This is a genomic window from Nocardioides sp., assembly GCF_044226305.1.
Lineage (GTDB): Bacteria > Actinomycetota > Actinomycetes > Propionibacteriales > Nocardioidaceae > Nocardioides.
Window position 1 is genome coordinate 58,767 of the sequence record NZ_JBGAHF010000021.1, and the last position, 14,012, is coordinate 72,778.

At 70.9% G+C, this 14,012-nt stretch carries 12 protein-coding genes and 2 pseudogenes; 8 read left to right on the forward strand and 6 right to left on the reverse strand.

What is annotated here, in order from left to right; translation table 11 throughout:
• Nucleotides 1–104: 104 nt before the first annotated feature.
• The 6 genes and pseudogenes from ACILQ5_RS18415 to arsB all read left to right on the forward strand — a co-directional run.
• A pseudogene (locus ACILQ5_RS18415) lies at nt 105–1,097 on the forward strand (IS481 family transposase); the annotation flags it as partial.
• Nucleotides 1,098–1,108: 11 nt separating this feature from the next.
• A pseudogene (locus tag ACILQ5_RS18420) lies at nt 1,109–1,243 on the forward strand (integrase core domain-containing protein); the annotation flags it as partial.
• Between the two features lie 162 nt (nt 1,244–1,405).
• Nucleotides 1,406–1,666, forward strand: coding sequence for a hypothetical protein (locus tag ACILQ5_RS18425; RefSeq protein WP_395659488.1), 261 nt, complete (start codon nt 1,406–1,408; stop codon nt 1,664–1,666).
• Nucleotides 1,666–3,042: a DUF4331 domain-containing protein gene (locus tag ACILQ5_RS18430; RefSeq protein ID WP_395659489.1), complete on the forward strand. Its 1,377-nt coding sequence runs from the start codon at nt 1,666–1,668 to the stop codon at nt 3,040–3,042. Before ACILQ5_RS18425 ends, ACILQ5_RS18430 begins: the two co-directional genes overlap by 1 nt.
• Nucleotides 3,039–3,455, forward strand: a complete 417-nt coding sequence (locus ACILQ5_RS18435; RefSeq protein ID WP_395659490.1) for a hypothetical protein — start codon at nt 3,039–3,041, stop codon at nt 3,453–3,455. The genes ACILQ5_RS18430 and ACILQ5_RS18435 overlap by 4 nt, the downstream gene beginning before the upstream one ends.
• Nucleotides 3,456–3,598: 143 nt before the next feature.
• Nucleotides 3,599–4,693 (forward strand): ACR3 family arsenite efflux transporter, encoded by a 1,095-nt coding sequence (arsB, locus tag ACILQ5_RS18440; protein WP_395659491.1) that lies wholly within the window; start codon nt 3,599–3,601, stop codon nt 4,691–4,693.
• Between the two features lie 11 nt (nt 4,694–4,704).
• Here arsB and ACILQ5_RS18445 read toward each other — a convergent pair whose 3' ends face one another.
• Genes ACILQ5_RS18445 through ACILQ5_RS18455 form a run of 3 tightly spaced genes read right to left on the reverse strand, consistent with a single transcriptional unit; the run spans nt 4,705 to nt 6,498 of the window.
• Nucleotides 4,705–5,175, reverse strand: a complete 471-nt coding sequence (locus ACILQ5_RS18445; RefSeq protein ID WP_395659492.1) for an SRPBCC family protein — start codon at nt 5,173–5,175, stop codon at nt 4,705–4,707.
• The gene (locus tag ACILQ5_RS18450; protein ID WP_395659493.1) at nt 5,168–5,479 is read right to left on the reverse strand and encodes an ArsR/SmtB family transcription factor; all 312 of its coding nucleotides are present in this window, start codon (nt 5,477–5,479) and stop codon (nt 5,168–5,170) included. Before ACILQ5_RS18450 ends, ACILQ5_RS18445 begins: the two co-directional genes overlap by 8 nt.
• Nucleotides 5,480–5,526: 47 nt before the next feature.
• The gene (locus ACILQ5_RS18455) at nt 5,527–6,498 is read right to left on the reverse strand and encodes an aldo/keto reductase (protein ID WP_395659494.1); all 972 of its coding nucleotides are present in this window, start codon (nt 6,496–6,498) and stop codon (nt 5,527–5,529) included.
• Between the two features lie 124 nt (nt 6,499–6,622).
• Between ACILQ5_RS18455 and ACILQ5_RS18460 the strand changes: the two genes are divergently transcribed.
• Nucleotides 6,623–7,195: a hypothetical protein gene (locus tag ACILQ5_RS18460; RefSeq protein WP_395659495.1), complete on the forward strand. Its 573-nt coding sequence runs from the start codon at nt 6,623–6,625 to the stop codon at nt 7,193–7,195.
• Between the two features lie 6 nt (nt 7,196–7,201).
• Here ACILQ5_RS18460 and ACILQ5_RS18465 read toward each other — a convergent pair whose 3' ends face one another.
• The 3 genes from ACILQ5_RS18465 to ACILQ5_RS18475 are packed head-to-tail and all read right to left on the reverse strand — an operon-like array spanning nt 7,202 to nt 12,110.
• Complete coding sequence (locus tag ACILQ5_RS18465) at nt 7,202–7,411, reverse strand: hypothetical protein (protein WP_395659496.1); 210 nt, start codon at nt 7,409–7,411, stop codon at nt 7,202–7,204.
• Between the two features lie 17 nt (nt 7,412–7,428).
• On the reverse strand, nt 7,429–10,653 hold the full coding sequence (locus ACILQ5_RS18470) for a response regulator (protein WP_395659497.1): 3,225 nt from the start codon (nt 10,651–10,653) through the stop codon (nt 7,429–7,431).
• Nucleotides 10,654–10,685: 32 nt separating this feature from the next.
• Complete coding sequence (locus tag ACILQ5_RS18475; RefSeq protein WP_395659498.1) at nt 10,686–12,110, reverse strand: serine/threonine-protein kinase; 1,425 nt, start codon at nt 12,108–12,110, stop codon at nt 10,686–10,688.
• Between the two features lie 86 nt (nt 12,111–12,196).
• Here ACILQ5_RS18475 and tyrS point away from each other — a divergent pair, with 86 nt between their 5' ends.
• Complete coding sequence (gene tyrS, locus ACILQ5_RS18480) at nt 12,197–13,468, forward strand: tyrosine--tRNA ligase (protein ID WP_395659499.1); 1,272 nt, start codon at nt 12,197–12,199, stop codon at nt 13,466–13,468.
• The last annotated feature ends 544 nt before the right edge of the window (nt 13,469–14,012 follow it).

Consider the following 14,012-nt stretch of genomic DNA (forward strand, 5'->3'; position numbering starts at 1 on the left):
TGCCCAGGCACGTTGTGCGATTGGGTACGGCGAGCCGTAGGTAGGTGAAGGCCTCCCGGATGTGGAGTGGAGCTGTCTAGGACTTCACCCACAGGGAGGCCTTCATGGCTCACGCTAACGCGGCTCTGACCCCAAGACACCGACTGCGGCTGGCGCGGCTGATCGTCGAAGACGGTTGGCCACCGTCTCGCGCGGCTGAGTTCTTCAACGTCTCCTGGCGCACCGCGGCCAAGTGGGCCCAGCGCTACCGCGAGGAAGGGCCGGCGGGGATGGGCGACCGGTCCTCGGCTCGCCACACTCAGCACGCCAGGACCCCGGCACCGATCGTGCGCAAGATCGTGCACTTGCGGTGGAAGCAGCGGCTGGGGCCGGTCCCCATCGCCGCCAAGATCGGGATGCCGGCCTCGACCGTGCACGCCGTGTTGACCCGGTGCCGGCTCAATCGGCTCACCCATATCGACCGGGTCACCGGGGAGCCAGCTCGACGCTACGAACGCTCCCGGCCCGGGGAGCTGATCCACGTCGACGTCACGAAGTTCGGCAACATCCCCGACGGTGGCGGCTGGCGCTTCGTCGGCAAGTCACAGGGCGATGGGAACCGGCGGGCAACCCGGGACCGCACCGGCGCGACGGCCGCGCATTACAAGCCGCGGGTCGGAATCTGCTTCGTGCACACCGTCATCGACGACTACTCCCGGGTGGCCTACGCGGAGATCCACGACGACGAGAAGGCCGTCACCGCCACCGCCGTGCTCTACCGGGCCGTGGCTTGGTTCGCCGAACGAGGCGTCACCGTCGAACGCGTCCTGTCCGACAACGGGTCGGCCTACAAGTCGTTCCTGTGGCGCGACAGCTGCGCCGACCTGGGGATCACGATGAAGAAGACCCGGCCCCGCCGACCCCAGACCAACGGCAAGATCGAGCGCTTCCACCGCACCCTGGCCGACGGCTGGGCCTACAAGAAGCTCTACTCATCCGAAGACGCCCGACGTGCAGCACTGGCAGGCTGGCTCCACCAGTACAACCACCACCGGTCCCACTCAGCGCTCGGTGGGCTTCCACCCATCACCCGGCTGGACAACCTGGCTGGACATCACACAAGAAGCTCTACTCATCCGAAGACGCCCGACGTGCAGCACTGGCAGGCTGGCTCCACCAGTACAACCACCACCGGTCCCACTCAGCGCTCGGTGGGCTTCCACCCATCACCCGGCTGGACAACCTGGCTGGACATCACAACTAGGAGCCGAACGCCAGCGCGTCCCGCACCGCGGAGAGCTGCTCGGGACCACCCGGTGGTGGACCTTCCTGGTCCGACCTCCATCGGACCAATCCGTTCGCGCGTCGGTGACGAACCGCTCTGTGGCGCGGATCACACGGGCTCGCGCGCGAGATGGAGGACCTGATGAGCGAGACGAGCAGAAGGAAGTTCCTGGCCGCGGCCGGCGTGGGCGCGACGGCGAGCACCGTCGCCCTGGCCACCGGGGTCGTGGGAGCTGCTGGCGCCGCCGAGGCGCGACGCCAGCCGCACAGTGCGCAGGAGCCGGTGCTGGCCATCGTCGACCACACGTCGAGCGAGCTGCGGCTCCTCGTCGGCGAGCGCGAGGTGGTCGTCCACGACCGCGACCTCGTGACCCGCATCCTGAACGCGGCGGGAGGTCACTGATGTCCTCCCACCGCGAAGCCCCCGAGATCTCCAAGGACCCGGTCGCCGACGGCACCGACGTCTACGCGTTCGTGAGTCCGGACCGACCCGAAACGGTCACCCTGATCGCGAACTTCATCCCGCTGCAGAAGCCGGACGGCGGCCCGAACTTCTACGAGTTCGGGGACGACGTGCTCTACGAGATCCATGTCGCGAACTCGGGCAAGGGCAAGCCCGACGTGACCTACCAGTTCAAGTTCCGGACCGAGATCCGCAACCCGAAGACGTTCCTCTACAACACCGGGCCGATCTCGGACATCGGTGACACCACCTGGAACCGGCCGCAGTTCTACACGGTCACGCGCGTCAAGGACGGGAAGTCGAAGGTGCTCGGCCAGGGGCTGGCCACCCCGCCGGTCAACGTCGGCAAGCGCAGCACGCCGGACTACGCCTCGCTCGGGGCACAGGCGGTGCACCAGCTCGGCCGGCGCCGGGTCTTCGCCGGCCAGCGCGCCGACGCGTTCCACGTCGACCTCGGCAGCATCTTCGACCTCGGAGCACTCCGCCCGTTCAACGAGGCACACCTGATCTCGATGCCGAACATGAACGGCAAGAACGCCGTGCAGTCCTACAACGTCCACACGATCGCGATCCAGGTGCCGATCTACGAGGTCACCGCCGGTGACGGCGTCCCGACCGACCCGATGAGCAAGCGTGCGGTGATCGGCGTGTGGGCGACCGCGAGCCGGCGCAAGGGCCGGGTGTACGACGCCAAGCGCGGCAAGTTCGTCGGCAACGGACCGTGGGTGCAGGTGTCCCGGCTCGGCAACCCGCTCTTCAACGAGGTCATCGTGCCGATGGCCGAGAAGGACGCGTGGAACTCGGCGCCCCCCGCGAACGACGCGAAGTACACGAAGTACGTCAACAAGCCGGAGCTCGCGGGCCTGCTGCCGGTGCTCTACCCGGGCGTCTTCCCGAACCTCGCGGCGTACACCAAGCCTCGCGCCGACCTCAACGCCATCTTGATGACCGGCATCCCGTCGGGAGTCGTGGAGGGCTTCCAGAACTACACGGGCCCGGTGCAGTCGGACATGCTCCGGCTCAACGTGGCGATCCCGCCGAGCGAGAGCGAGAACAGCCTCGGCCTGGTGGGCGGCGACGCGGCCGGCTTCCCCAACGGGCGCCGGATCGGGGACGACGTCGTCACGATCGAGATCCGCGCGGTCGCGGGCCTGACGATCCCGCTCGTCGACCCGTCGTTCACCCCCGACGGCGCAGCCAGTGCCGTGACCGACGGGACGACCGACACGAACGCCCCGCTGCTGGAGGCATTCCCGTACCTCGGTCTGCCCGGTGGCGGCTACCAGACCGAGCCCGGCACCACGCAGGCGTCATGACAGCCGGGACCACGGTCGGGCACCGGCCGCCGGACTCGCCCGAGAACCCGCACGCCGGGCAGGGCTGCGTCCTGCTCGACATCGGCGGGGACATCGGTGCGGTGGTCGTCACGACACCGGCGTCGATGGTGGGGGTCGAGGTCGAGATCGCGCCGGACGGCGCGGTCTTCGGTCAGCACCGCGGGCACGACCACGGCCATCACCACGAGCACAGCCACGATCACGGTCACGACCACCTGGCCCACGTCGCGGTGGTCCGGCGGCCGGTCCAGGGCGGCGAGGTGCCGGCACTGGTGTTCGGCGAGCTCGCCGCCGGTCGCTACGCCCTGGCCGAGAAGGGCACGGGCGACGTGCGCCTCGTGGTCGACGTCCGCGGCGGCGAGGTCACCTACGCGGAGTGGCCCGGCACCTGACCGGCGGCCCGGCGCACGGGGGACATCGACATGTGTCAACATCGATGCATGTCGAAGTCCCCCGCCGGTGCGTCGCTGCGTGAGCACCAGGGCGGCGAGGCGTGCCTGTTCGTCCCCGGCGAGCTCGGCGCCGCGGCGCGTGCATGAGCGACGTGGTGGGGGAGCCCGGCGCCCACGAGGACGCCGTCCTCCGCAAGCTCTCGACCCTCGACCGGTTCCTGCCCGTCTGGATCGTCGCGGCGATGGTGCTCGGGCTGCTGCTGGGCCGGACGGTCCCCGGGCTCGACGACGCCCTGGCGGCGGTCGAGGTCGGGTCGGTCTCGCTGCCGATCGCGATCGGCCTGCTGGTCATGATGTACCCCGTGCTGGCCAAGGTCCGGTACGACGAGCTCGGCCACGTCACCCGTGACAAGCGGCTGCTGACCACGTCGATCCTGCTGAACTGGGTCGTCGGCCCCGCGCTGATGTTCGCGCTCGCCTGGCTGCTGCTGCCGGACCTGCCGGAGTACCGCACCGGGCTGATCATCGTGGGCCTGGCCCGCTGCATCGCGATGGTGCTGATCTGGAACGACCTGGCCTGCGGCGACCGGGAGGCCGCCGCGATCCTGGTCGCCATCAACGCGATCTTCCAGATCCTGGCGTTCGCCCTGCTCGGCTACTTCTACCTCCAGGTGCTGCCGGGGTGGCTCGGCCTCGCGCAGGACGCGCTCGACGTGTCGGTGTGGGGGATCGCCCGGTCCGTGCTGGTGTTCCTCGGCATCCCGCTGCTGGCGGGCTACCTCACCCGCACCCTCGGCGAGCGCGCCCGCGGCCGCGAGTGGTACGAGTCGACGCTGCTGCCGCGGATCGGGCCGGCCGCGCTCTACGGCCTGCTGTTCACGATCGTCGTCCTCTTCGCGCTCCAGGGCGACACCATCACCAACCAGCCGCTGGACGTCGCGCGGATCGCCGTGCCCCTGCTCGGGTACTTCGCCGTCATGTGGGGCGGGTCGATGCTGCTGACCAAGGCGCTCGGCTTCGACTACCAGCGGGCGACGGCCGTCTCCTTCACGGCGGCTGGCAACAACTTCGAGCTCGCGATCGCCGTCGCCATCGGCGTCTTCGGCGTGGCCTCGGGCCAGGCGCTCGCCGGTGTGGTCGGCCCGCTCATCGAGGTGCCCGCCCTGGTCGCGCTGGTCTACGTCAGCCTGTCGGTCCGCCGCTTCTTCCCGGACCGCGCCGACCTCGCCCGGTCCTGAAGCCGGCCGGCTCAGCGACCTCCGGCGGCCGCGGCGTAGTGCTCCAGGGTGCTGGCCCACGCGTCCGGCGCGCCGAAGGTCTCGTGCATGGTCTCGGCGTCCTCGCCGTACGCCGCGAGGTCGCGGTGCTCGAGCTCGACCCGGGTGCGGTCGGGGCCCTCGGCCTCGAAACGCACCTCGACGGTGGTGACCAGGTCCTCGTGGTAGGCCCAGTCGGCGCCGATCTGCCACGTCAGGACCACCCGGTGCGGGCGGTCGTGGACGACGACGTAGCCGGTCGAGGTCTCGGTGCCGTCCTCGTGGCGGGTGAACCAGCGGCCACCGGCGCGGGGCTCGATCACGATCTCGGCGATCGGCGCGGAGCCGATGTGGTGGTCGGCCGGCCACCACGACGTCATGTCGCTGGTGAAGATGTCGAACGCCCGCTCCTGCGGGACCGCGACCGTGACGCCCTGGGTGATCGGGGCCAGCTGGTCAGTCATGGTTGTCTCCTCGGGTCCGTCGTTCGAACGCGCCGAGCGACCTCGCCCAGAAGTCGTCGAGGTGACGGCGGAGCACGGCGAGACCGTCGGGGTCGACCCGGTAGATCCGGCGCGTGCCCTGCTGCTCGTCGAGCACCAGGCCGACCTCCTTGAGCACCTTGAGGTGCTGGGAGACGGCCGGCCGGCTCACCGGCAGCTCGAGGGCCAGCTCGCCGACGGCGCGGGGGCCGTCCACGAGCTGGTCGAGGATCGCCTGGCGGGTGGGGTCCCCGAGGGCGGTCAGCATCGCTGGTGCGTTCGTCATGGCTAACCGTAAGTAGACACTAACGGTAAGTCGTCGTCAACCGTTGCTCAGGCGTGCCCGGCCACCGGGTGGGGGACGTAGTCGGCCCCGAGCTCCTCGAGGTCGTCGGCCGACAGGGTGACGTCGACGGCCGCCACGGCGTCGGCGAGGTGCTCGGGCCGGGTCACGCCCACGATCGGGGACGTGACGACCGGCTGGTGGAGCAGCCAGGCCAGCGCCACCTGCGCTCGGGGGACGCCGTGCCGCTCGGCCACCCGCGCCACGGAGTCGACGACCGCACGGTCCTGGTCCTGGTAGAGCGTGCGCCCGAACCGGTCGGTCTCCGAGCGTGTGGTCTGCTCCTCCCACGGCCGGGTCAGGCGTCCGCGTGCCAGCGGGCTCCAGGGCAGCACGCCGAGGCCCTGGTCGGCGCAGAGCGGGAGCATCTCGCGCTCCTCCTCGCGGTACAGCAGGTTGTAGTGGTCCTGCATCGAGACGAACGGCGTCCAGCCGTTCGTCCGGGCCACGTGCTGGGCCTTCGCCAGCTGCCAGGCCCACATCGACGACGCGCCCAGGTGTCGCGCCTTCCCCGCCCGCACGACGTCGTGCAACGCCTCCATCGTCTCCTCGATCGGCACCGTGGGGTCCCAGCGGTGGATCTGGTACAGGTCGACGTAGTCGGTGCCGAGCCGGCGCAACGACTCGTCGATCTCGTGCAGGATCGCCTTCCGGGACAAGCCGGCGCCGTACGGCCCCGGCCGCATCCGGCCGTGCACCTTGGTGGCGATGACGACGTCCTCGCGGCGGGCCAGGTCGCGCAGCGCGCGCCCGGTGATCTCCTCGCTGCTCCCGCCCGAGTAGACGTTGGCGGTGTCGAACGTGGTGATGCCGGCCTCGAGGGCGTCCGCGACGATCCGGCGGGCGGCCTCCTCGTCGAGCACCCACGGGTGACCACCGCGTCCCGGGTCGCCCCAGCTCATGCAGCCGAGGGTGACCACGGAGACGTCGAGTCCGGTCTGTCCGAGCTTCGCGTAGCGCATGACCCCAGGTTCGCACCGACCTGGTGATCCTCCGACCCGGTACCGGGCGATGGCCCTCGGGAGGGGACGTGATGGCCCGCACGGGTCATGCTCCCGGCGGCACGGCCCTCTAGCGTCGGTGTCCATGAGCTCGACGACGGTCGACCCCCGACCGGGGCGGCGGACCATCCTGGCGGGGATCGTCGCGATGGTCGTCGCCGCGGCCGCCATCTGTGCCGCGGTGGTCGCGTGGCTGGTCCTGGGAGGGACGGACAACGACGACGCGGTGGTCTTCGAGATGCCGGGCTCGACGACGGCCGAGCTGTCCGAGGGCGAGTGGGCGCTCTACAGCCAGGAGATCGCCGGGACGCAGCACGTCGCCCAGGCCGACGACATCTCCGTGACGGGTCCGGGCGACGTGGGCGTCGAGAGCACCTTCGGCTTCTTCAGCGACGACACCAGCATCGAGGTCGACGGGACGACGTACGTCGTCTTCGCGCGGCTCACCGTCCCGACCGACGGCTCGTACGAGGTGGACATCGCCGATGCCACCGCCGGGACGCCCGTCGTGCTCGGCCACTACCCGACCGGTGAGACCCTGATCTGGGTGGTCTTCCTGACGGTGCTCGGCGGGATGCTCCTCGGGACCGCCGGGTTCGTCACGCTCGTCGTGGGCGTGGTGCTGCGGATCCGCGGCCGCCGGGCGCGCCCGGCGTGACCGCCGCTACTCGGAGGGCTGGGGGAGGTCGACCTTGCAGTCGACCTTCGGGTTGGCGCCCACGTAGTTGAGCGGCCCGGCGACGATGGTCAGGACCGTGTCGCCGGTGCTCTTGCAGCTGACCTCGCGGTCGTCGCCGAAGTAGCCCCGCTGCCAGGCGGCGGCGACGCCGATGAGCAGCCAGACGACGATGACGATCCCGATGATGCTCTTCATGACGGGGTACTACCCCGTCAGGACCCGGTGTACGCCGCCTGGTAGGCCAGCAGTGCTGCTCGACCCCGCTCGAGCGCCTGCTCGAGCACCGGCAGCAGGTCGGCCGCGCCGTCGGTCGACCCGGAGTCGGCGACCAGCTCGATCTGCTGCGCGGTCCGTCCGGCCTCGGTCACGCCGAGGTTGAGCGCGCCGCCGGCCAGCTTGTGGGAGACCTGCTTGAGGGTGGGCGCGTCACCGGCCGCCACCGCCTCGCGGATGGTGGCGAAGGTGCCGGGGGTGTTGGTGACGAAGTTGCCGATGGCGCGGTCGAGGTAGGTCGTGTTCCCGGGGTCGAGGTCGCGGAGCTCGTCGAGCCGGAAGAGCTCGAGGCCGTTCAGCGCGTCGTCGGCCGGCGCCTCGTCCGAGTTCTCGGTCACGGTGCGCACGCTACCGCGCTCGCGGGCGGCCGGTTCACCGATCCAGAGCTCGAGGACGGCCGCCAGCGCGCCGGGGTCGACGGGCTTGGTCAGGAAGTCGTCCATCCCGGCCGCCAGGCAGCGCTCCCGCTCGCCCTCGACCGCGGCCGCGGTCATCGCGATCACCGGGACCCGGGAGCCGGCAGGCTCGCGCTCGCGGATCGCCCGGGTGGCGTCGTACCCGTCCATCCGCGGCATCTGCACGTCCATCAGCACCAGGTCGAACTCGTCGAGGGCCAGCACCTCGAGCGCGGAGACGCCGTCGTCCGCCGTCTGCGCGACGTAGCCGAGCGCCTCGAGCAGCCCGACGGCGACCAGCTGGTTGACCGGGTTGTCCTCCACGACCAGGACCCGCCGGGCGGCGCCGTCCTGCCCGGTCGCGAAGGCGTCGGCCAGTGGCCGCGGCTCGACCCCGGCGAGGTGGCGCAGGAGCGCGCGCCTGAGCTCGGCCGCCAGCACCGGCTTGGTGAGGCACTCGGTGATCCCGCCGTCGCGCAGCTCGTCGGCCGCGGGGGCGGTGGCCGAGGTGAGCATCAGTCGCACCACCGCGTCGTACGCCGGCACCCGCCGGAGCGCGCGGGCGAGGTCGAGGCCGTCGCGACCGGGCATCGACATGTCCAGAAGCACGCCCTCGAACGGGTCGCCGGCGGCCCGCGCCTCGGCCATCATCGCCTCGGCCCGGTCGGCGCCGTCCGCGGACGCCGCGCGCACGCGCCACCAGGCCAGCTGCTCCTCGAGGATCAGCCGGTTGCTGTCGTTGTCGTCGACGACCAGCACCCGGCGTCCCGCGAGCCAGCTCCGGGCGTACTCGTCGTCGGGATCGACCGAGGTCCCCGTGGCGGCGTCCAGCACGGCGGTGAACCAGAAGACGCTGCCGCCGTCGAGGTTCGGCTCGAGACCGATCTCGCCGCCGAGGGCCTCGACGATCTCCTTCGAGATGGCCAGCCCGAGGCCGGTGCCGCCGTACTTGCGCGTCGTGGACGCGTCCGCCTGGGTGAACGCGTCGAAGAGGGTGTCGACGTTCTGCTCCGGCACCCCGACGCCGGTGTCGGCCACCGTGACGCGCAGCAGCGTCCGCCCGTCCTCGGTGGGCTCGGCGGTCGCCCGGATGGTCACCTCGCCCTCGTCGGTGAACTTGACCGCGTTGGAGCCGAGGTTCGTCAGCACCTGGGCGAGCCGGGTCGGGTCGCCGGCGAGCACCTCCGGCACGTCGGGGTGGCAGGACACCATCAGCTCGAGGCCCTTGGCGCGGGCGGTCTCGGCGAGCACGCTGACGACCTGGTCGAACACCGGGCGCACCTCGAAGTCGAGGCGCTCCAGCTCGAGCTTGCCGGCCTCGATCTTGGAGAAGTCGAGGATGTCGTTGATGACGCTCAGCAGCGCCCGGCTGGCGACCTGGACGCCCGAGGCGAGCCGGAGCTGGTCGGGGTCGAGACGACTGCGCAGCAGCAGGTCGTTGAGGCCGATCACGCCGTTGAGCGGCGTGCGGATCTCGTGGCTCATCGTCGCGAGGAACTCCGACTTCTGGCGCGACGCCGCCAGCGCCCCGTCCCGGGCGTCGGCGAGCTCGCGCTGCGCACGCTCCCGCTCGGCGACCCGGCCGAGCTGGACCGCCACCTGCTCGACCATCGTCTCGATCATCTCGAAGCGGTACAGCGGGGGAGCGGAGGTGATCGTGGCGACCGCCACCACCTCCTCGCCGTAGGAGACGGTGAACGCGATCGTCAGGTGGGTCTCCTCGTCCCAGACCGACCGCTTCTCGTGGAAGGCCCGGTTGGCCAGCGCGAGCTCGGCCGCGGAGATCTCGGGGGTGGCCTCGTCCTCGAGACGGTCCTCGTCGGTGATGAGGAGCGGCTCCACCTCGGTCCGTTCGGCGTTCGGCAGGAACGCCCGCCCCCGCTCCCAGTCGTCGTGCAGCAGCACCAGGTGCCGGGCGTGGCCGAGCACCTCGGCCAGGGTCGCGGCCTCGTTGGCCGCGCTGGCCACCGCCTGCATGAGCGTGTTCTGGCGGACCTGGTCCTCCAGCGCCAGCTCGGCCAGCTTGGTCTCGGTGACGTCCTGGTGGGTGCCGTACATGTGGGCCACCCGGCCCGACGCGTCGGCCTGCGCGACGCCGCGGCCACGGGTCCACAGCCAGGTGTCGTCGGCGCGCTGGACCCGGGCCACGAAGACGAAGCTCCCGCCGTCGCGGAGCGCGCCCTGCACCGCCGCGTCGACCTGGTCGCGGTCGTCCTCGTGGACGATGTCGAGGAAGGCGTCGTAGGTCGCCGGGAACGACGTGGGGTCGAGGTCGTAGAGCGCGAGGAGCTCCTCGGAGCCCCAGATCTGGTCCGCCTCGACGTCCCACTCCCAGCTGCCGATGCGGGCGATCCGCTGGGCCTCCGCGAGCCGGCGCCAGTTGAGTCCGAGGGCGTCGACGGTGCGACGGCGGTCGCTCGCGTCGCTCATCCGGTGGAGGACGCCGCTGACCGAGCCGTCCGGGTCCCGCAGGAAGCTCTCGGTGATGGTGACCCAGACCGTGGTGCCGTCGCACCGGACGAAGCGGGTCTCGACCTCGCCGTCGTTCGACCGGCCGGACCGCAGCTGCTCGAGGTGCTCGGCGAACTGGCCCCTGCCGACCTCGTCGAGGGTGTCGAACACGGTGAGACCGACCATGGCGGCCTCGTCGGCGCCGAACAGCTCGCGCAGCGCCGGGTTCGCGTAGAGCACGCGACCGTCGAGGTCGAACACCCAGATCGCGTCCGGCGACCTCTCGACGATGTCCCGGTACAGCGTCGCCAGCTCCATGGGCCCTCCTGCCCCCACGATAGGGGGACCGGTCAGGTCTCGCCCGCAATCAGGAAGGCGTCGTCGGTGCCGTCGAGGACCAGGGTGACCTCGTCACGCTCCTTGGACCCGTCCGCCCGGACGTACTCGACGGTGTAGGTGATCTGCCGGCTCTCCGGGTCGGCCTGGGCCGAGATGAGGTCGGCGGTCTCGATGGTCGACCAGAACTTCTTGTACTGGCCGTAGCCGCCGCTCTCGGCCTGGAACTGCGGCGTCAGCTGTGCCCAGGCCGACTTCGGGTCGCTCGTGACTGCCGCGAGATAGCCCTCCACGAAGTTCTCCATGCCGTCGGCCGTCACGTCACCGGTGCTGCTGGAGGAGGTGTCGGGCGAGGTGGGCGAGGTCGCGGGCGACGACGCGCCCGACCGGCCGCCGGACGGCTGCCCCGCGGTGCCCGAGCCGTCGTCGGCGGCACGCGAGCCGAGCAGCCACGCGACCACGGCCAGGGCCACGATCGCGACGACCGCCAGCGTCACCGCGACCGCCCGTCCGCCGCGTCCGTCGTCCACTGGGACCGGTGCCGGCATCGGTGGCGGCGTCGACGGTGGCGGCGTCGACGGTGGAGGGGGGACCGGGAGCACCGGTTGCGAGAGGACCTGGGTGCGCTCGGCGCCGGAAGAGGGCGGTGGTGCGGACGCCCCGGCCGCCAGGAAGTCGCGCACCTCGCCCATCGACCAGCGATCACCGGGCTCGGTGGTCATGGTGGCCAGCAGCAGCGGCGAGAGCCAGCCGGCGTCCGCGAGCCGGGGCGGGTCCTCGTGCACGATCCGGTACAGCGCACCCAGGACGTTCTCGCCGACGTCGTACGGCGGGTGGCCGGACAGCGCGTGGTAGAGCGTGGCGCCGAGCGACCAGACGTCGCTGGCGGGGGTGGCCTGCTGGCCCGAGGCGACCTCGGGGGAGAGGTACGCCGGCGAGCCGGTCACGAACCCGGTCTGGGTGAGCGAGGCGTCGGCCTCGGCCCGGGCGATGCCGAAGTCCGAGAGCTTCACCTGGCCGCCGGGGGTGACCAGGATGTTGGAGGGCTTGACGTCGCGGTGCACGATGCCGGCCGCGTGGGCGGCCGCGAGCGCGTCGGCCGCCTGGCGCACCAGCGGTGCCGCCCGATCGGGCGGGAGCGCCCCGTCGCGAGCGACGAGCGCGGCCAGGGTGAGCCCCTCGACGTGCTCCATCACCAGCCACTGGTCGTCGCCCTCGGTCACGAGGTCGTAGATCGCCACGACGTGCGGGTGGTTGAGCCGGGCGGCGAGCCGGGCCTCCCGCTCCGCCCGGGCGAGGTCCGGCGTGCCGCCTCCGGGCGCGACCCCGATCCGCTTGAGTGCGACGTCGCGTCCGAGCACCGTGTCGCGTCCCAGCCACACGGCGCCCATCCCCCCACGTCCGATCTCGCGGTCGAGCGTGTACCTGCCTGCGATCAACCTCGGTCCCTTCCCGACTCCGGAGAGCGTAGCCAGCCCACCACGTGGCACGCTTGATCCGCACATCTCGACCCGAAAGGTTCCCCGTGACCGTCGACCCGACTCTTCTCGACGACCTCGAGTGGCGCGGCCTGATCGCCCACTCGACGGACCTCGACGCCCTCCGCGAGGCCCTCACGTCCGGGAGCGTCAAGTTCTACGTCGGCTTCGACCCCACCGCTCCGAGCCTGCACCTGGGCAACCTGGTGCAGATCGTCACGGCCGGCCGGCTCCAGCAGGCCGGCCACACGCCGTACGCCCTGGTCGGGGGCGCCACCGGCATGATCGGCGACCCGAGGGAGTCCGGAGAGCGGCAGCTCAACTCGCTCGACACCGTCAAGGAGTGGGTCGAGCGGGTGCGCGCGCAGATCGAGCCCTACCTCTCCTTCGAGGGCGAGAACGCCGCGACCATGGTCAACAACTACGACTGGACGGCGAGCCTGTCGACGATCGACTTCCTGCGCGACGTCGGCAAGCACTTCCCGGTCAACCGGATGCTCGCCCGTGACGTCGTGCGCAGCCGGCTCGAAGCCGGGATCAGCTACACCGAGTTCAGCTACGTGCTGCTCCAGTCGATGGACTTCCTCAACCTGTACCGCGACCACGGGGTGACGCTCCAGTTCGGAGGGTCCGACCAGTGGGGCAACCTCACGGGAGGCGTCGAGCTGATCCGCCGCGCGGACGGCGGTCGGGCGCACGCGTTCGCGACGCCGCTCGTCACGAAGGCGGACGGGACCAAGTACGGCAAGACCGAGGGCGGGGCTCTGTGGCTCGACCCGCAGATGCTGGCGCCCTACGCCTTCTACCAGTTCTGGCTCAACGTCGAGGACGAGAAGGTGGGGGAGCTGTTGCGGATCTTCACCTTCCTCTCCCGCGAGGAGATCGAGGCGCTGGAGGCCGAGCAGGCCGAGAAGCCGTTCCTCCGGGCCGGCCAGCGCGCGCTGGCCGAGCACGTGACGACCCTGGTCCACGGGGCCGAGGAGACCGCCCGGATCACGGCGGCGTCCGCGGCGCTGTTCGGGACCGGCGACCTGCGCTCGGTGGGGTGGTCGACGCTGCACGCGGCGCTGGCGACCGCACGCCCGCTGGTCGTCGTGCCCGCCGACGACGTGCCGACCATCGTCGACCTGCTCGTCGCGACCGGGCTCGTGAAGTCCAAGGGCGAGGCGCGTCGGGCGGTGGCGGAGGGCGGGGCCTACCTGAACAACCACCGGGTCGAGGACCCCGACTACGTGCCGGGGGACGACGACCTGGTCGAGGACCGGCTCCTCGTCCTGCGTCGGGGCAAGAAGAACTTCGCCGGCGTCGAGGTCCGCTGACCCCGCGCACCCCCGCTGACCTGGGCAGACGTCGTTGTGGCCCGGCTCACGCGGAACCGATTTGAACTCGGTCGCGTGGTGGCCTAATGTTCTCCGGGTCGCCAGGGAGCGGCGGGAGGCAAGACCGGTCGGTCGGGCCTCCGGCCCCGAAGCGACTACCCCCTCGACGCCATCTCCGCGATGGACGAGTGTCCGCACCAGTGGGCCTCGAGAAGTCGCGAGATTCGTGGCGTGCGCCGGGGTGGGGGAGAAAGACCCGGATTTGCACCGGAGAATTCAAACCGCTAAGTTTTACCGAGTCGCCCTGCAGGGCCGAAGGAATTCGGGCCACGGTGAGCGTCTGATTCTTGAGAACTCAACAGTGTGTCATAGTCGACGAATTAGTTTGTAATGCCCCGTTGGCTGGTTGCCTGCTTTGTCAGGTGGCTGGTTGATGGTTTCTTTGACAATGATTCTGACAATTTAGTCAGTGTCTCCTGTCAGGCATCTCTTTTTCTGGGTGTGCTCTTCGGGGTGTGCCTGGGTGTTGTTTTCAACGGAGAGT